16 protein-coding genes, 1 tRNA gene and 1 pseudogene are annotated in these 17,810 nt (G+C 64.2%); 11 read left to right on the top strand and 7 right to left on the bottom strand.

Going from position 1 to position 17,810, the window contains the following annotated elements; translation table 11 throughout:
* The 5 genes and pseudogenes from CLN94_RS10630 to CLN94_RS10650 form a co-directional block, all read right to left on the bottom strand.
* Window positions 1-139: pseudogene (locus CLN94_RS10630) on the bottom strand (electron transfer flavoprotein subunit beta/FixA family protein); the annotation flags it as partial.
* 174 nt (window positions 140-313) lie between these two features.
* Entirely contained in the window at window positions 314-886 is a 573-nt protein-coding gene (locus CLN94_RS10635) for a cob(I)yrinic acid a,c-diamide adenosyltransferase (RefSeq protein ID WP_096433932.1), read from the bottom strand.
* A 2-nt stretch (window positions 887-888) separates the two neighbouring features.
* Window positions 889-1,092 (bottom strand): twin transmembrane helix small protein, encoded by a 204-nt coding sequence (locus tag CLN94_RS10640; RefSeq protein ID WP_096433933.1) that lies wholly within the window; start codon window positions 1,090-1,092, stop codon window positions 889-891.
* A gap of 60 nt (window positions 1,093-1,152) precedes the next feature.
* Window positions 1,153-1,992, bottom strand: coding sequence for an SDR family NAD(P)-dependent oxidoreductase (locus tag CLN94_RS10645; protein WP_096433934.1), 840 nt, complete (start codon window positions 1,990-1,992; stop codon window positions 1,153-1,155).
* A gap of 105 nt (window positions 1,993-2,097) precedes the next feature.
* Window positions 2,098-2,568, bottom strand: a complete 471-nt coding sequence (locus tag CLN94_RS10650; RefSeq protein WP_179300291.1) for an SH3 domain-containing protein — start codon at window positions 2,566-2,568, stop codon at window positions 2,098-2,100.
* Between the two features lie 148 nt (window positions 2,569-2,716).
* Between CLN94_RS10650 and parC the strand changes: the two genes are divergently transcribed.
* On the top strand, window positions 2,717-4,960 hold the full coding sequence (gene parC / locus CLN94_RS10655) for a DNA topoisomerase IV subunit A (protein WP_096433936.1): 2,244 nt from the start codon (window positions 2,717-2,719) through the stop codon (window positions 4,958-4,960).
* A gap of 135 nt (window positions 4,961-5,095) precedes the next feature.
* On the opposite strand, the gene CLN94_RS10660 is transcribed toward parC, so the two are convergent.
* Entirely contained in the window at window positions 5,096-5,965 is an 870-nt protein-coding gene (locus CLN94_RS10660; protein ID WP_096433937.1) for a DUF533 domain-containing protein, read from the bottom strand.
* Between the two features lie 251 nt (window positions 5,966-6,216).
* Here CLN94_RS10660 and tuf point away from each other — a divergent pair, with 251 nt between their 5' ends.
* Window positions 6,217-7,392, top strand: coding sequence for an elongation factor Tu (tuf, locus tag CLN94_RS10665; protein ID WP_096433938.1), 1,176 nt, complete (start codon window positions 6,217-6,219; stop codon window positions 7,390-7,392).
* 58 nt (window positions 7,393-7,450) lie between these two features.
* Here tuf and CLN94_RS10670 read toward each other — a convergent pair whose 3' ends face one another.
* Complete coding sequence (locus tag CLN94_RS10670) at window positions 7,451-8,314, bottom strand: hypothetical protein (protein WP_096433939.1); 864 nt, start codon at window positions 8,312-8,314, stop codon at window positions 7,451-7,453.
* Between the two features lie 111 nt (window positions 8,315-8,425).
* On the opposite strand from CLN94_RS10670, the gene CLN94_RS10675 reads away from it, so the two are divergent.
* The 9 genes from CLN94_RS10675 (at window position 8,426) to rpoB (ending at window position 17,793) form a co-directional block, all read left to right on the top strand.
* Window positions 8,426-8,501: transfer RNA gene (locus CLN94_RS10675), tRNA-Trp, on the top strand.
* A 123-nt stretch (window positions 8,502-8,624) separates the two neighbouring features.
* A complete protein-coding gene (locus CLN94_RS10680; RefSeq protein WP_143598910.1) occupies window positions 8,625-9,803 on the top strand; it encodes a hypothetical protein in 1,179 nt (392 codons plus the stop codon).
* 103 nt (window positions 9,804-9,906) lie between these two features.
* Window positions 9,907-10,089: a preprotein translocase subunit SecE gene (secE, locus tag CLN94_RS10685; protein WP_096433941.1), complete on the top strand. Its 183-nt coding sequence runs from the start codon at window positions 9,907-9,909 to the stop codon at window positions 10,087-10,089.
* 202 nt (window positions 10,090-10,291) lie between these two features.
* Entirely contained in the window at window positions 10,292-10,831 is a 540-nt protein-coding gene (nusG, locus tag CLN94_RS10690) for a transcription termination/antitermination protein NusG (RefSeq protein ID WP_096433942.1), read from the top strand.
* 94 nt (window positions 10,832-10,925) lie between these two features.
* On the top strand, window positions 10,926-11,378 hold the full coding sequence (gene rplK, locus CLN94_RS10695) for a 50S ribosomal protein L11 (RefSeq protein ID WP_096433943.1): 453 nt from the start codon (window positions 10,926-10,928) through the stop codon (window positions 11,376-11,378).
* 3 nt (window positions 11,379-11,381) lie between these two features.
* A complete protein-coding gene (rplA, locus tag CLN94_RS10700) occupies window positions 11,382-12,080 on the top strand; it encodes a 50S ribosomal protein L1 (RefSeq protein WP_096433944.1) in 699 nt (232 codons plus the stop codon).
* A gap of 384 nt (window positions 12,081-12,464) precedes the next feature.
* A complete protein-coding gene (gene rplJ / locus CLN94_RS10705; RefSeq protein ID WP_096433945.1) occupies window positions 12,465-12,977 on the top strand; it encodes a 50S ribosomal protein L10 in 513 nt (170 codons plus the stop codon).
* A gap of 65 nt (window positions 12,978-13,042) precedes the next feature.
* Window positions 13,043-13,414 carry a 50S ribosomal protein L7/L12 gene (gene rplL, locus CLN94_RS10710; RefSeq protein ID WP_096433946.1) on the top strand — a complete coding sequence of 124 codons (372 nt, stop codon included), beginning with the start codon at window positions 13,043-13,045 and terminating at the stop codon, window positions 13,412-13,414.
* A 242-nt stretch (window positions 13,415-13,656) separates the two neighbouring features.
* Entirely contained in the window at window positions 13,657-17,793 is a 4,137-nt protein-coding gene (gene rpoB / locus CLN94_RS10715; RefSeq protein ID WP_096434089.1) for a DNA-directed RNA polymerase subunit beta, read from the top strand.
* The last annotated feature ends 17 nt before the right edge of the window (window positions 17,794-17,810 follow it).

Below are 17,810 nucleotides of genomic sequence, written 5' to 3' on the forward strand. Positions count from 1 at the left end.
TCGCCTCTTCAACAGCAATCTCGTCGAACGGGTTCATCGACATTTTCACATTCGCAAGATCGACACCGCTTCCGTCCGCACGAACGCGAACCTTCACGTTGTAGTCAATCACGCGCTTAACAGGCACCAGTACCTTCATCGGCGAGTGTCTCCCTACTTCGATTCCGGGCTGAAAATGGCCCAGCCAACAAGTTCTCGGCAATTTTGTTACATTGCAGGCGCAGCGAAAGACAGAGTAAAATCGACGCGCCTGCGTGTCGTAACGTCACGTTTTGAGTTTGTGACGCCGCGGAATGCGGAAAATCCGCGCCGCTCAGCGGTTCGCGCCCGGCACCCAGAGCACATCGGCGCGGCCATTGTCATTGGCGACGCGCGCCGCGACAAAAAACCAGTCCGACAGGCGGTTGAGGTATTTGACGGCGGCGGGATTCGCATCCTCGGCGGCGGCGAGTTCGGTCGCTTCGCGCTCGGCGCGGCGGGCAACGGTGCGGCACAGGTGGAGATAGGCCGAGAGCGCCGAGCCGCCGGGCAGGACGAAGCTGCGAAGCGGTTCGAGATTGGCATTCATCGCGTCGATTTCCGATTCGAGCCGGGCAACCTGCGTTTCGATGATGCGCAGCACCGGGTAGGGGGCTTCGGCATCCTTGTCCATCGCGGGGCGTGCGAGGTCGGCGCCGAGATCGAAGAGGTCGTTCTGGATCCGCGACAGCGCGGCATCGAGATCGCCTGCGGCCTGCAGCCGCGCAAGCCCGAGCGTCGCGTTCAGCTCGTCGACGGTGCCATAGCTTGCCACGCGGCGCGAATGCTTGGCCACGCGCGAGCCATCGGCCAGCGCGGTTTCGCCCTTGTCGCCGGTTTTCGTGTAGATCTTGTTCAGGACGACCATCGTCAGCCCCCTTTGCGCAGATAGACGAAGAGAAGGATCAGCCCAATGGCCACGGCCTGGGCCGCGATCCGCAGGCGCATCAGCTTGTTGGCGTGTTTCTTGTTGAAATCGCCGCCGCGCGCAAACCCCCCGATGCCGATCATCAGGATCACCAGCACCGCAAGGCTGGCGGCTGCCACGAGGTAAAAAAGCGGATCGTCTTTCATTTTCTCTCCCTGTTCGCGGGCTGACCATAGCGCGCGTGTGGGCGATTGCGAAGGAAATCGTCAGCCCTTTGCGACGACCTTGTCGAGCAGCCGCGTCGGCAGCAGGCGCCGCGCTACGCCAGCCAGATGGGTCGGTGTGGTGACGTAATAGCGCGGGCGCGGGCGCGGCGCGGTCAACGCGTGCAGCAGTTTCTCGGTGACCGCCGAGGCGGGCAGTTCGAAACGGTCTTTTTTCGCCTTCGGCTGATAAAGGCGGCGCAGCAGGCTGTCTTCGTATTGCGCGCGCCGTGGCGAGTTTTTCCAGTCGATCCAGCGCTCGAAATGCGCGATCGAGTTTTCGCGGATCTTCGAGGTGATCGGGCCGGGCTCGATCAGGATGATGTGGATGCCGGTGTCGCCCATTTCGAGGCGCAGCACGTCGGTCAGCCCTTCGAGCGCGTATTTCGTCGAGACATAGGCGCCGCGCCAGCGCGCGCCGACGAGGCCGAGCACCGAGGAACATTGGATGATCCGGCCCTCGCCGTTGTCGCCTTGCGCGCGCATCACGCGGATCGCACGTGTGGTCAGGTCGTGCAGGCCAAAGAGGTTGGTTTCGAAAATCTCGCGCAGCGCGCCCACGGGCAGGTCCTCGGTGGCGCCGGGGCAGGCGAAGGCGGCGTTATTGTAAAGCGCATCAAGCCGGCCGCGACCGCGTGCGAGCGCCTCGTTGAAACCCGCCTCGATCGAGGCCGGGTCGGCCATGTCGAGCGGAAAGGAAATCAGCCCCTCGCCGCGCAGGCGCTCGCAATCCTCTTCGCGGCGGCAGGTGGCGAACACTTTCCAGCCCGCACGCTTGAGCCCATGCGCGGCGTCATAGCCGATGCCCGAGGAGCAGCCGGTGATGAGGATGGTCTTGGTCATGCGTGCCTCCTGCCGGAAAAGCCCCGGCGGCGTGCGGGCCGCGATCGGGGATGCCTCCGGCGGGAGTATTTGTCGCTCGATGAAAGCGCAAGGCTTGCGATCGGATCAAAGGATCGGGCGCAGCAGGCGCGTGGCGACCCAGCCTTCGGTGCTGGTGCCCTGAATGCGCACGCGCACCCATTCGGCATCGGTGGCCGAGACCGGGAGCACCTCGGCGCCGAGCGAGAGCCGGTCAAGGACGGGCGCTTCGGCGGAGGCCGCAGCACGCAGGTTGAGCCGGTTGGCGGTGACCTGCCAGAGCGCGGTCGTGGCGGGGGTGCTGTGCTGGATCGCGCGGTGTTCGGGCGAGGGCCGCAGGACCGGCGCCGGGGCACTGGTCTTGACCAGGAGCGGCGTGATCCGCGCGCCTTCGGGCAGGGCGGGGGGCGCCGGGGCTGCGATGGCAACGGCGGGCTGTGCCTGCGGCGCGGGTGTCGCATTGGCCGAGGCCTCTTCATTGCCGGCAAGCGACAGGATCAGGAAGCAGCACGCCAAGGTGCCGATCACCATCTGCCCGAGCATCCGTCCCTGCGCCATCTGTCGTCCCTCCGCTTTGTGGTCTGGTCCGAGTAAAAGCCCGATGCGGCGGCCTGCGTGCAGGGGAAAAGCCCAGGCCCTTTCCCGTTTTGCGGCGCCATGCGCTTTGGGCTGGACCGGCTGCGCGGCGCGAATTACACCCGATGGCATGAGCGAGCCCGACGATCTTCCGCCTTCGACCGTGTCCGAACCGCTGAGCCGAGCGATTGGCGAGCGTTACCTGACCTATGCGCTGTCCACGATCATGCACCGCGCGCTGCCCGATGCGCGCGACGGGCTGAAGCCGGTGCATCGGCGCATCCTTTACGCGATGCGCGAGCTGAAGCTGGCGCCGACGGGTGGGTTCCGGAAATCGGCCAAGATCTCGGGCGATGTGATGGGCAACTATCACCCGCATGGCGACGCCGCGATTTACGATGCGATGGCGCGTCTGGCGCAGGATTTCGCGATGCGCTACCCGCTGGTCGACGGGCAGGGGAACTTCGGCAATATCGACGGCGACAGCCCGGCGGCCAGCCGCTATACCGAGGCGCGTCTGGCGCATCCGTCCGAGGCGCTTCTGGCCGGTCTGGCCGAGGATGCCGTGGACATGCGCCCGAATTACGACGGCACGCTGGAAGAGCCCATCGTTCTGCCCGCCGCTTTCCCGAACCTTCTGGCCAATGGCGCCAGCGGCATCGCGGTCGGCATGGCGACGAACGTGCCGCCGCACAACCTCGACCAGTTGATCGAGGCCTGCCTGCTGATGATCGACACGCCCGATGTTGGCGATGACACGTTGGCCGACCTGATCGAAGGGCCCGATTTCCCGACCGGCGGCGTGATCGTCGAACCGCGCGGCTCGATCCGCGATGCCTATCGCACCGGGCGCGGTGCGTTCCGGCTGCGCGCGCGGTGGGAGCGCGAGGATCTGGGCCGCGGCCAGTGGCAGATCGTGGTCACCGAGATCCCGTATCAGGTGCAGAAATCCAAGCTGATCGAGCGTCTGGCCGAGCTGATCCAGACCAAAAAGGTGCCTGCGCTGGCCGATGTGCGCGACGAGAGCGCCGATGACGTGCGCATCGTCCTCGAGCCGAAAGCCCGCACTGTCGAGCCCGAGATGCTGATGGGCATGCTGTTCCGCAACTCGGACCTTGAAGTGCGCTTCAGCCTGAACATGAACGTGCTGATCGACGGGCGTGTGCCGAAGGTCTGCAGCCTGAAAGAGGTGCTGCGCGCCTTCCTCGACCACCGCCGCGAGGTGCTGCAGCGCCGTTCGCAGCACCGGATGGACAAGATCGACGCGCGCCTTGAGGTGGTCGAAGGCTACATCATCGCCTTCCTCAACCTCGACCGCGTGATAGAGATCATCCGCCACGAGGATGAGCCCAAGGCCGTGATGCTGGCCGAGGATTGGGGCGGCGGTGTGTTCCTGACCGAGGTGCAGGCCGAGGCGATCCTGAACATGCGCCTGCGCAGCCTGCGCAAGCTCGAGGAAATGGAGCTGCGCCGCGAGCGCGACGCCCTGACCAAGGAGCGCGCCGGGCTGGAGGCATTGCTGGCGTCGCCCGCGAAGCAGTGGAAGACGATCGGCCGTGAGCTGGGCGAGATCCGCAAGCAATTCGGCAAGGACGCACCGGGCGGCGCGCGCCGCACCACCTTCGCGGAGGCCGGCGAGGTCGAGGAAGTGCCGATCGAGGCGATGATCGAGCGCGAGCCGATCACCGTGATCTTGTCGCAGATGGGCTGGGTGCGCGCGATGAAGGGGCACAACCCGCTCGATGCCGAGGCCAAGTTCAAGGACGGCGACGGGCCGCGCTTTGCCATTCACGCCGAAACCACCGACCGGATCGTGGCGCTCGCGTCGAACGGGCGCGCCTTTACCGTGCTTGGCGCCAACCTGCCCGGCGGGCGCGGCATGGGCGAGCCGCTACGCCTGATGGTCGACCTGCCGAACGAGGCCGAGGTCTCGCATCTTCTGGTGCCGAAACCGGGCGAGAAATTCCTGATGGCCTCCTCGGATGGCGATGGGTTCCTCTGCCCCGCCGAGGAACTGGTCGCGCAGACCAAGGCCGGTAAGCAGGTTCTGAACATGCGCGACGGCGCGAAAACCGCGGTTTGCGTGAAGGTCGAGGGCGATCACGTCGCCTGTGTCGGCCAGAACCGCAAGATGCTGGTCTTCGCGCTGGAAGAACTGCCCGAAATGGCGCGCGGCAAGGGCGTTCGTCTGCAGAAATACAAGGATGGCGGGCTGTCGGACGCGCGGGCCTTCACCCTGTCCGACGGGCTGAGCTGGAAGGACCCAGCCGGGCGCACCCGCACCGAGACCGATCTGTCCGAATGGCTGGGCAAACGCGCCGGCACCGGCCGCATGGCGCCGCGCGGCTTCCCGCGCGACAACAAATTCACCTGAGAAAAGGGGCTCTGCCCCCGGCCTTCGGCCTCCCCCGGAGTAGTTTTCCGCTCGATGAAAGGGCTTTCTTTCACTGAGCGCGAAATACTCCACGGGGGTCCGGGGGCGTGAAGCCCCCGGTTTCGGCCGCCATGCTCAGGCGTAAAGCGTCGGGGCGCCGATCTGCTCGTGGATGTGATTGACCGATCTGGTGTCGAGCCCGAGCGCTTCGGCAAGCTGGTGCAGGTATCGCGCCTCGTTATCGTTGTCGAGGTCGATCGCCATCACCGACATCGCATAGGCCTGTGCTTCGAGCCCGTCCGGAATGGCGCGGGCCAGCCCATCGACATCAATTTCCACCGCCAGTTCGCGTTCGACAAAAGCGCGCTCGGCCGCCGATACGTCGCCCAGCCGCTCCAGAAGTTTCTTCTGCTCGGTTGCGTCGATCTGGCCATCGGCTTTGGCGGCCTGGATCATCGCGCGGATCATCAGCCCGGCCATCGCCTCTTCGGCGGCGCCGGGGGTGGTGTCGGGCTCGCCGCCATTGGCGAGGGCTGAGTTGAGATCGGCGCCGAAGCCGCCCGATTTGCCGCCCATTGCCGCGCCCAGGAGGCCTCCAAGGCCGCCCGCCGCGCCACCCGCGCCAAGCGCGCCGATCAGATCGCCGAGCCCGCCCTTGCCGCCCGCACCGCCGACCAGTTGGCCGAGGATGTCACCAAGTCCGCCGGTGGTCTGGCCGTGCGGAGAGGAGCGGGTCGCGATCTGGCCGCTGCCCGCGCCCGCGAGCGCCTCGAGGAGCCCGCCAAGCCCGCCACCGGCGCTGCTGCCGGTCGTGCCGCCTGCGGCACTGCCGCCGCCGGCCAGGAGGCCGCCCAGCAGATCACCGATGCCGCCGTTTGCGGTGCCAGCGCTTTCGCGGAAAAGACCGCCCGTGTTCGCGCCCGATGCGCCCTTCGCCAGCGTCGAGACGCCCTTGGCGACGGCCATTCCAACGGCCACCTTGGCCAGAGTTCCTACCAGAGACATGATGTCCCCCTTTTGCAAAGATCCATGCCAGGACCCTAGGGAGCGTGGCGCCGAAGATCAGGGGAAAAATCGGCCATGATGCCCATTTCCGGGGCGTGGCTGCGACAGACCCGGGCCGGGCGACGGGCGACGGTGCCGCAGCCCCTTGGCTTTCCTATCTGTGGGCTTGATTTTTCCGGTTTGGGGCAATACGAAGCGCGCGATAATGACTCGGGCCGAGTGCGGCCCCCTAACCAGAGGCGTTCCGCGAGATGGCAAAAGGAAAGTTTGAACGTACGAAACCGCACGTCAACATTGGCACGATTGGTCACGTTGACCACGGCAAGACGACGCTGACGGCTGCGATCACGAAATACTACGGCGAATTCAAGGCCTACGACCAGATTGACGGTGCTCCGGAAGAGCGCGCTCGCGGGATCACGATCTCGACGGCTCACGTTGAATACGAGACGCCGAACCGTCACTACGCGCACGTCGATTGCCCCGGCCACGCCGACTACGTGAAGAACATGATCACGGGTGCTGCGCAGATGGACGGCGCGATCCTGGTTTGCGCCGCTTCGGACGGCCCGATGCCGCAGACGCGCGAGCACATCCTGCTCGGCCGTCAGGTGGGCATCCCGGCGATGGTTGTCTACATGAACAAGGTTGACCTTGTTGACGACGAAGAGCTGCTCGAGCTGGTCGAGATGGAACTTCGCGAACTGCTGTCGTCCTACGACTACCCGGGCGACGACATTCCGATCATCAAGGGCTCGGCGCACCAGGCGCTGATCGGCGAGATGAAAGAGATCGGCGAAGACTCGATCCACGCGCTGATGGGAGCCGTTGACTCGTACATCCCGACCCCGGCTCGTTCGATCGACCAGCCGTTCCTGATGCCGATCGAAGACGTGTTCTCGATCTCGGGCCGCGGCACGGTTGTGACCGGTCGTGTGGAGCGTGGCGTGATCAACGTCGGCGACGAGATCGAAATCGTCGGCATCCGCCCGACCAAGAAAACCACCTGCACCGGTGTTGAAATGTTCCGCAAGCTGCTCGACCGCGGCGAAGCTGGCGACAACATCGGCGCGCTGCTGCGCGGTGTGGACCGTGAAGGCGTTGAGCGTGGTCAGGTTCTGTGCAAGCCGGGTTCGGTGACGCCGCACACCAAGTTCGAGGCTGAGGCTTACATCCTCACCAAAGAAGAAGGTGGCCGCCACACCCCGTTCTTCGCGAACTACCGTCCGCAGTTCTACTTCCGCACCACCGACGTGACCGGCACCGTGACGCTGCCGGAAGGCACCGAGATGGTGATGCCGGGCGACAACCTGAAGTTCGAAGTCGAACTGATCGCCCCGATCGCGATGGAAGACGGCCTGCGCTTCGCCATCCGCGAAGGCGGCCGCACCGTCGGCGCCGGCGTCGTGTCGAAAATCCTCGCGTAAGCGACGGGTTTCTGAATGCGAAGGGCCGCTCGAAAGAGCGGCCCTTTTGCGTTGTGGCTCAGGGAGTGTCGCGATGCCGTCGCATCCGCCAGGCTTCGCGCGTCTCGGGGTTCTCGGAGATTCGCCGCACCATTGAGGCAAACCGGTAGCGCCCCGCCAATCCGCGATAGCTGAGCGCGGCGCGGCGCACGAGGCGGGTCAATTGCGCATCGCTGAGCGGCGCGACGCGCGCGCGGTCAAGGGATGCGCTCGTCGGCACGCTGGTGCAGAGGAACGCCACGCAGTGATGGGCGATCCGCGCGAGCGGCGTGAAATGGCGGCGTAGCAGGGTCATTTGTGCGGGCAGCCAGGGCTGGATCTCGTGCAGGAAATCCTGCTGCACCACGATCGAGCGGCCCGGGATCAGATGCGGAAAGAACTCGGCCGCGACGTGATCGGCGGTCTCGGCGGTTTTCGCGATATCGACGCAGAGAATCTCGATCGGCTCGCCGCTCCAACCCTGTTCGAGGAACTCGCCGGGGCGTAACTCGACCATCGGCTTGAAGGGTGTCAGCAGGCGATGAGCGAGCAACAGGATGTCATTGCCGGAAAAGGCCGGAATGCCCGCCGGATAAAGCAGGCTGCGCTTGACCTGCGGGTCGGCGGTGAAACGGTCGTAGGCGATGATCGGAGTCGTGCGCCCGGCGGCTTGCTGCCCGGTGGCAAAGCGCGCGGTCGAGCCGCCGATGAAAGCGCCAAGGTCGACGGTGTGCCCTGTTCCGCGCGCCCAATCCCGCGCAAGCCAATAATAGAACTGGGATTCTTCGGTGCTGAGCATGGTGGGCACGTGGCGGGCAGGCGCCTGCGCCTCGGGTGAAACCTGGCGCCAGGGTCGCTCGGCAAAGAGCTGCAGCGGGTCTGACGGGAGTTCGTTTGCCACCATGATCCTTGCCTAGCACCGGTGATTTCCCCTGACCAGAAGGCGAATGCGCAAGAGGCTGCAAATCGCCCTTGATTTCGCCGCGCAGGTGGCTTAGCACCCGCTGCACGGCCTAGGGGTGTAGCTCAGTTGGTAGAGCATCGGTCTCCAAAACCGAGGGTCGGGGGTTCGAGTCCCTCCGCCCCTGCCAGGCCGCTTCCAGACATTGCCCGCCGATCCGAACGGTTTTCCTTGCCCCCGGGGCAAGGCCCGTGCGATTCTGCCGCGCAACAGGCGCGCGAGGCGCCGGAGCAGTTGATGATCGGGGCAGGTCTTGCGTAAGCCGGCGTTTCTATTTTCGATTCTGTGTTTTCTGTTGCTGATGGTGGTGCGGACGAAGCCGCCGGGGCCTTGGGCGCAGACGCAGCTCTTGCTGAGCTATGATGACGGGTTTTCGCGCCGCGCTTTGTTGGGCTGGCTGATCGAGCTGGTGCAGCCGGCGGGGCTTGATGAGGCGACCGCGCGGATGATCTGCCTGATCGTGACTTTCGCGGGCGGGCTGGCCTTCATGCTTTACGTGCTGCGCGCGCTGGAAGACGTGCCGCGTGCCTTTGCGTTGGGGGCGGTGGTCGCTACGAGCTTTGGTCTGGCCGAGTTTCTGGGCAATACCGGCTATCTTGAAGGTGCCTATTTCGTGCCCGGCCTGATCGCACTGGCGCTGCCTGGCGCCGGGCTGGCGAGCGGGGCGGCGATGCTGGCGCTCGGTGCTGTCGGGGTGTTGATCCACGATGCGATGCTGCCGAGCTTTGGCGTGCTGATCGCGCTGCTTTTGTTCCTGCGCTGGCAGGGGCGGGGGCCTGGCCGGGCGGCCGGGGTGGCGGCGGTGCCGCTCGTGGCTCTGGTGGTGCTGAGCGCGGCGCTGTTCAAGCTCTCGCCCTCGGGGGCCGAGGCCGAGACGCTGATCGCCGGGGTGTCGGCGCGTGCGCTCGATTACCCGATCGACCCGAAGGCGGTCGAGGCGGTGCTGCGTTACGGGCCCGGCGAGGGCCCGAGCTACCTGTTCCGCTGGGAGACGCCGTTCTTCTATTTCGAGCGCAATTACGTGCTGCCGATCGGCTTTGGTTTTCTCGCGCTGGCCTCGGTGCTGATCTGGCGGTTGGGGGCTGGGCTGGGCGCGCTGGCGCGGCTGGCCTGCGTCTTGGCGGCACTGGCGCCGGCCACGTTGATGCTGGTGGCGTTCGACCTGTCGCGGCTGATGGGGTTCGCGGTGCTGCAGGCGATCCTGGTGATCGCGATCTTGCTGCGCGAACACCCGCCCGCGCGAGAGGCCCTGCCGCGCCTTGTCACCGAGGCCTGGGTCGTGGCGCTGATGGCGGCGAATGTGTTCGTGTCCTGGCCTGCCTTCAACCGTGGTGGCGAGTATTCGGCGCATCTTCCGGCCGGGCTGATTGAGACCCAGCGCTGGGGCCTGAGCATGGAAGAACAGCTGAAAATCCCGCCGCGCCAGTATTGAGCGACGAAATCGGGCCATATCTCTTGAAATCGCGGGGCGAAGCAAGTAACTGACCGCGACGCGCCAACGGCCGAGCCGTGGGCGATAGCAAAGGATGACGAGCATGGCGAACCCCCTTCAGTTCCTTCAGCAGGTGCGCTCGGAAGCGGGCAAGATCTCCTGGCCCTCGCGCCGCGAGGTGCTGGTGACCACCGGCATGGTGCTGGCGATGGCGGCGCTGACCTCGGCCTTCTTCGCGCTGGTCGACTGGGTGATCCGCACCGGCGTGGCCGCGATCATCGGCTGACCGCCAGCCTCTGCGGCCCCGGAAACGGGGCTTGGGCCTTGAAATCATTGGGGCCAGGCGTTAATGGGGCGGGACTTACCCGGGGCCGGCGTGCATCGATTCGGATTGCACGCTGTTTTTTGTTCTGGGCGCTGCGGGGTAACCCGTTGGCTTAATTGGAATTTTGGCGGGGCTTCCGCACAGACAGAGGGCTGAGGCAGGCATGGCGAAGCGTTGGTATTCGGTGAGCGTTCTCTCGAACTTCGAGAAGAAGGTGGCCGAGCAAATCCGTCAGTCGGTTGCCGAGAAGGGCCTCGAGGATGAGATCGAGGAAGTTCTCGTCCCGACCGAAGAAGTGATCGAAGTGCGTCGCGGCAAGAAAGTGACCTCGGAGCGTCGCTTCATGCCGGGCTACGTGCTCGTGCGGATGGACATGACCGATCGGGGCTATCACCTGATTACCTCGATCAACCGCGTCACCGGCTTCCTGGGCCCGCAAGGCCGCCCGATGCCGATGCGCGATGCGGAAGTGAACGCGATTCTGAACCGCGTCGATGAATCGGGCGAGGCGCCTGCGCCGCGCAGCCTGATCACCTTCGAGGTGGGCGAAAACGTGAGCGTGACCGACGGGCCCTTCGAGGGCTTCTCGGGCATGGTCGAGGAAGTCGACGAGGCCTCGGGCCGCCTGAAGGTCACGGTGTCGATCTTCGGCCGTCCGACCCCGGTCGAACTGGAATTCACTCAGGTGCAGAAAACCGCCTGAGTGGTGAGCCGTGGGAGGCGAGGGGTACGCCCCGGACCGAACCACTAAACTTCTCGTCCCCTTCGGGACGTGACAGTGAAAAGGAGAAGGCCAGATGGCCAAGAAAGTCATTGGGCAGCTCAAGCTGCAAATCGCCGCCGGTTCGGCGAACCCGTCCCCGCCGGTCGGTCCCGCGCTCGGTCAGCGCGGCATCAACATCATGGAATTCTGCAAGGCGTTCAACGCCAAGACGCAGGAGATGGACAAGGCCGCCAAGATCCCGACCATCATCACCTACTACGCCGACAAGTCGTTCACCTTCGAGATCAAGTCGCCGACCGCGTCTTACTTCCTGAAGCAAGCGGCTGGCCTGAAGCCGGTTGGCAAGCGCAACCGCCCGAAAGGCTCGACCAAGCCGGGCCGCGAAGTGGCTGGCTACGTGACCGCCGCTCAGGTGCGCGAGATCGCTGAAGCGAAGATGAAAGACCTGAACGCCGTCGATATCGAAGGCGCGATGAACATCATCCTCGGCTCGGCGAAGTCGATCGGTATCGAGGTGAAAGGGTAAGTCATGGCCAAGCTCGGTAAACGTACGAAGGCCGCCCGCGCCGCCTTCGAAGGCAAAGAAAACCTCTCGGTCGAAGAAGCTGTCGCGCTGATCAAGGCGTCGGCCACCGCGAAATTCGACGAGACCCTCGAAATCGCGATGAACCTGGGCGTTGACCCGCGCCACGCCGACCAGATGGTCCGCGGCGTTGTTCAGCTGCCGAACGGCACCGGTAAAACCGTCCGCGTCGCCGTTTTCGCCCGCGGCCCGAAAGCCGAAGAAGCGAAAGCTGCTGGTGCTGACATCGTGGGCGCCGAAGACCTGATGGAAACCATCCTCGGCGGCAAGATCGAGTTCGATCGCTGCATCGCCACCCCGGACATGATGCCCGTCGTCGGCCGTCTGGGTAAGGTTCTCGGCCCGCGCAACCTGATGCCGAACCCGAAGGTTGGCACCGTGACCATGGACGTCGCCAACGCCGTTGCCGCGGCCAAGGGCGGTGAAGTCCAGTTCAAGGTCGAAAAAGCCGGTGTGATCCACGGCGGTATCGGCAAGGTGTCGTTCACCGACGAGCAACTGGCTCAGAACGTGCGTGCCTTCGTCGAAGCGGTTTCGAAAGCGAAACCGACCGGCGCCAAGGGCACCTACCTGAAGAAAGTCTCGCTCAGCTCGACCATGGGCCCGGGCGTGTCGCTGGACCTGACCTCGGCCACGGCGAACTGATCTTCGGACATCGTTACGGAAAGGCGGGCTTCGGCCCGCCTTTTTGCGTTTCCGCTCGGATGACGTTGCGGCGCGGCACGGAATTTTCCCGTTCGGACAAGAAATTGCCGCGGGCCTCTTCACACCCGGCTGAAAACAGGCTAAAGGCCCCACTCGTTCCGGCGGTGGCGCTAGCGTTGCCGCCGGATCGATTCGTCCGAGACGGTGGGTGGGCCTGGCCCATAATTCCTGCCTGAGACGGGAAGGACCAGATTTCTACGGGTGGCACAGCAGTGCATTTCCCGCGGCGATTTTGGACGGACCCGTGTGCGGACCCCGATGTCGGGGCCTTTGGTCCCGGCGAAATGAGCCGGAGGGTCAAACCTCCCTACTTGGAGTGTAACTGTGGATAGAGCCCAAAAAGAGAAAGTGGTCGAGGAACTCGGCCAGATCTTCGCAAGCTCTGGCGTCGTGGTGGTTGCCCACTACGAAGGCATGACGGTTGCTGAAATGCAGGATCTGCGGGCTCGCATGCGCGAAGCCGGCGGTTCGGTCCGCGTTGCCAAGAACAAGCTCGCCAAGATCGCCCTGCAAGATCAGCCCTGCGCCAGCATTGCTGATTACCTGACGGGCATGACCGTGCTTTCCTATTCGGAAGACCCTGTCGCTGCGGCGAAAGTGGTCGATGCCTATGCCAAGGCGAACGAGAAGTTCAAAATCCTTGGCGGCTCGATGGGTGAGACGGCTCTGGATCAAGCCGGTGTTAAAGCCGTCGCTCAAATGCCGTCGCGTGAAGAGCTCATCGCTCAGATCGTGTCGTGCATCGGTGCGCCTGCTTCGAACATTGCCGGTGCGATCGGCGCGCCTGCTTCGAACATCGCGAGCATCCTTTCGACCATCGAAGAGAAAGCTGCTTAAGCAACTGACTGTGCCTGCGTGGGTGTGATGCCCGACGTTGGAAACCCAAATTAGGAACTGGAAAAATGGCTGATCTGAAAAAACTCGCCGAAGAAATCGTCGCTCTGACGCTTCTCGAAGCTCAAGAGCTGAAGAACATCCTGAAAGAAGAATACGGCATCGAGCCGGCCGCCGGTGGCGCCGTCATGATGGCCGGCCCGGCCGCTGCTGCGGAAGCCGTCGAAGAGAAAGACGAATTCGACGTCGTTCTGGTTGACGCTGGTGCCAACAAAATCAACGTCATCAAAGAAGTCCGCGCCATCACCGGCCTGGGCCTGAAAGAAGCCAAGGACCTCGTTGAGGCCGGTGGCAAAGTGAAAGAAGGCGCGGCCAAGGCCGAAGCCGAAGAAATCAAGGGCAAGCTGGAAGCCGCTGGCGCGAAAGTCGAGCTCAAGTAATCGAAACGGGTGCGCTTGCATCCGTTCTGACAAAACTGGCTGGGTCCGGGGCATTCCCGGGCCCAGCCGAACCTGTCTCGGAGAGGGCTTTGGCCTGAAGCCTTCTCCAAGGCGGCGTTCGCGGTTCGGGAAGCCCTCGGTGGGACGAGGGCATGAATGGAACCGCCCCCCTTATCGCCAGACGCCGCGCAATGGGCCCCGACATTGTGCCGCACGCGAAAAGACGAAAGGTGACGACGAGCATGGCTCAAGCTTACGTTGGTCAGAAGCGCATTCGCCGCTACTACGGCAAAATCCGCGAAGTCCTTGAAATGCCGAACCTCATTGAGGTTCAGAAATCCTCTTACGACCTGTTCCTGCGCTCGGGTGATGCCGAGAAGCCGCAAGATGGCGAAGGCCTCCAGGGCGTGTTCCAGTCGGTTTTCCCGATCAAGGATTTCAACGACAACGCGATCCTCGAGTTCGTGAAATACGAGCTGGAGAAGCCGAAATACGACGTGGATGAGTGCCAGTCGCGCGACATGACCTATTCGGCTCCGCTGAAGGTCACGCTGCGTCTGATCGTGTTCGATGTCGACGAGACCACGGGCGCGCGCTCGGTCAAGGACATCAAGGAGCAGGACGTGTTCATGGGCGACATGCCGCTCATGACCAAGAACGGCACCTTCATCGTGAACGGGACCGAGCGGGTCATCGTGAGCCAGATGCACCGCAGCCCGGGCGTGTTCTTCGACCACGATCGCGGCAAGACGCATTCGTCGGGCAAGCTCCTGTTCGCCTGCCGCATCATTCCCTACCGCGGTTCGTGGCTGGACTTCGAATTCGACGCGAAAGACCTCGTCTTCGCGCGCATCGACCGTCGCCGCAAGCTGCCGGTGACCACGTTGCTTTACGCGCTCGGCCTCGACCAGGAAGGCATCATGGATGCCTATTACGAGACCGTGAACTACACCGCCAAGGGCAAGTCGGGCTGGGTCACCAAGTTCTTCCCCGAGCGTCTGCGCGGCACCCGTCCGACCTATGACCTGATCGACGCCGGCACCGGCGAAGTGATCTGCAAGGCCGGCGACAAGATGACCCCGCGGATGGTCAAGAAGATCATCGACGAGGGCAAGGTCACCGAGCTTCTGGTGCCCTTCGAGCATATCACCGGCCGCTACTGCGCCCGCGACATCATCAACGAGGACACCGGCTTCATCTATATCGAAGCCGGCGACGAGCTGACCGCGGATTACGACAAGGAAGGCCAGCTCTCGGGTGGCTCGATCAAGACGTTGCTCGACAACGGCGTGACCGAGATCCCGGTGCTCGACATCGACAACGTCAACGTCGGCCCCTACATCCGCAACACCGTGGCTGCGGACAAGAACTGGAGCCGCGAGACCGCGCTGATGGATATCTATCGCGTGATGCGTCCGGGCGAGCCGCCGACCGTCGAAGCCGCCGAAGCGCTGTTCGACACGCTGTTCTTCGATTCGGAGCGTTACGACCTGAGCGCCGTGGGCCGCGTGAAGATGAACATGCGTCTCAACCTCGATGCGCCGGACACCCAGCGCACGCTGCGCCGCGAAGACATCATCGCCTGCATCAAGGGCCTGGTGGAACTGCGCGACGGCAAGGGCGAGATCGACGATATCGACCACCTCGGCAACCGCCGGGTGCGCTCGGTCGGCGAGCTGATGGAAAACCAGTACCGCGTCGGTCTGCTGCGCATGGAACGCGCGATCAAGGAGCGCATGTCGTCGGTCGAAATCGACACCGTCATGCCGCAGGACCTGATCAACGCGAAACCGGCCGCGGCGGCGGTGCGTGAATTCTTCGGCTCCTCGCAGCTGTCGCAGTTCATGGACCAGACCAACCCGCTCTCGGAAGTCACCCACAAACGCCGTCTCTCGGCGCTTGGCCCGGGCGGTCTGACCCGCGAACGTGCCGGCTTCGAGGTGCGCGACGTTCACCCGACCCACTATGGCCGGATGTGCCCGATCGAAACGCCGGAAGGTCAGAACATCGGTCTGATCAACTCGCTCGCGACCTTCGCGCGCGTGAACAAATACGGCTTCATCGAGACCCCGTATCGCAAGGTGAAAGATGCGCAGGTGACCGACGAGGTCATCTACATGTCGGCCACCGAAGAGATGCGCCACACCGTCGCCCAGGCGAACGCGACGCTGGACGAGAACGGCAAGTTCGTGAACGAGCTGGTCTCGACCCGTCAGTCGGGCGAATACTCGCTCAGCCCGAACTCGGCCGTGGACCTGATCGACGTGTCGCCGAAACAGCTGGTTTCGGTCGCTGCGGCGCTCATTCCCTTCCTTGAAAACGACGACGCCAACCGCGCTCTGATGGGCTCGAACATGCAACGTCAGGCCGTGCCGCTTCTGCGCGCCGAGGCGCCCTTCGTGGGCACCGGCATGGAAGCCGTCGTGGCGCGCGACTCGGGCGCTGCGATCATGGCGACCCGCGGCGGGATCGTGGACCAGGTCGACGCGCAGCGTATCGTTGTGCGCGCGACCGAAGACCTCGGCACCGGCGACGCTGGCGTCGACATCTACCGTCTGCGCAAGTTCAAGCGTTCGAACCAGTCCTCGACCATCAACCAGCGTCCGCTGGTGAAGGTGGGCGACCGCGTGTCGAAGGGCCAGGTGATTGCCGACGGTCCGTCGACCGATCAGGGCGAACTGGCGCTGGGCCGGAACGTGATCGTGGCCTTCATGCCGTGGAACGGCTACAACTACGAGGACTCGATCCTGATCTCCGAGCGGATCCACCGCGACGACGTCTTCACCTCGATCCATATCGAGGAATATGAAGTCGCCGCCCGCGACACCAAGCTCGGCCCGGAAGAGATCACCCGCGACATCCCGAACGTCGGCGAGGAAGCGCTGCGCAACCTCGACGAGGCCGGTATCGTCTATATCGGCGCCGAAGTGGGCCCGGGCGACATTCTCGTGGGCAAGATCACCCCCAAAGGCGAAAGCCCGATGACGCCGGAAGAGAAACTTCTGCGCGCCATCTTCGGTGAAAAGGCCTCGGACGTGCGCGATACCTCGCTGCGTCTGCCGCCGGGCGCCTATGGCACGATCGTGGAAGTCCGCGTCTTCAACCGTCACGGTGTCGACAAGGACGAGCGCGCGCTGCAGATCGAGCGTGAGGAAGTCGAACGTCTGGCGCGTGACCGCGACGACGAGCTGGCGATCCTTGAGCGCAACATCTACGCGCGTCTGAAGTCGATCATCATGGGCAAGGTGGCTGTGAAAGGCCCGAAAGGCGTCAAAGCCGGTTCGGAAATCACCGACGAGCTGCTCGCCACGCTGAGCCGCGGCCAGTACTGGCAGCTCGCCCTTGAAGACGAAGGCGACGCGAAAGAGGTCGAGGCGTTGCACGATCAGTTCGACGCCCAGAAACGTGCGCTCGAGCATCGTTTCGAGGACAAGGTCGAGAAGGTCCGTCAGGGCGACGACCTGCCTCCGGGCGTGATGAAGATGGTCAAGGTCTTTGTCGCGGTGAAGCGCAAGCTTCAGGCCGGCGACAAGATGGCCGGTCGTCACGGCAACAAGGGTGTGGTCTCGAAGGTCGTTCCGATGGAAGACATGCCCTTCCTGGCCGACGGCACCCCGGTCGACCTGGTGCTCAACCCGCTGGGCGTGCCCTCGCGGATGAACGTCGGGCAGATTCTTGAAACCCACATGGGCTGGGCCGCGCGCGGTCTGGGCCTGCAGATCGACGAGGCGCTGCAAGCCTATCGCAAGTCGGGCGACCTGAGCCCGGTGCGCGAGGCGATGCGGATCGGCTATGGCGACGACACCTATGGCGATCTGTTCGACTCGATGGATGACGAGACCTTCCTCGAAAGCGCCGAAGCGGTGCGCGGCGGGATCCCGATCGCGACGCCGGTCTTCGACGGCGCGAAAGAGGATGACGTGAACGACGCGCTGCGTCGCGCGGGCTTCGACACCTCGGGCCAATCGGTCGTCTTCGATGGCCGCACCGGCGAGCAATTCGCGCGCAAGGTCACCGTGGGCATGAAATACGTGCTCAAGCTGCACCACCTTGTCGATGACAAGATGCACGCGCGTTCGACCGGCCCGTACTCGCTTGTCACCCAGCAGCCGCTGGGCGGTAAGGCGCAGTTCGGTGGTCAGCGTCTCGGGGAGATGGAAGTCTGGGCCCTTGAGGCTTACGGCGCCGCCTACACCCTGCAGGAGATGCTGACGGTGAAGTCGGATGACGTGGCCGGCCGGACGAAAGTCTACGAATCGATCGTCAAGGGCGAGGACAACTTCGAAGCGGGCGTGCCCGAGTCGTTCAACGTTCTCGTCAAAGAGGTCCGGGGCCTCGGCCTCAACATGGAACTCCTGGATGCGGAGGACGAGGAGTGAGGGCTTAGGCCCTCACC

The sequence above is a fragment of the Pseudothioclava arenosa genome (assembly GCF_002358085.1).
GTDB lineage: Bacteria > Pseudomonadota > Alphaproteobacteria > Rhodobacterales > Rhodobacteraceae > Pseudothioclava > Pseudothioclava arenosa.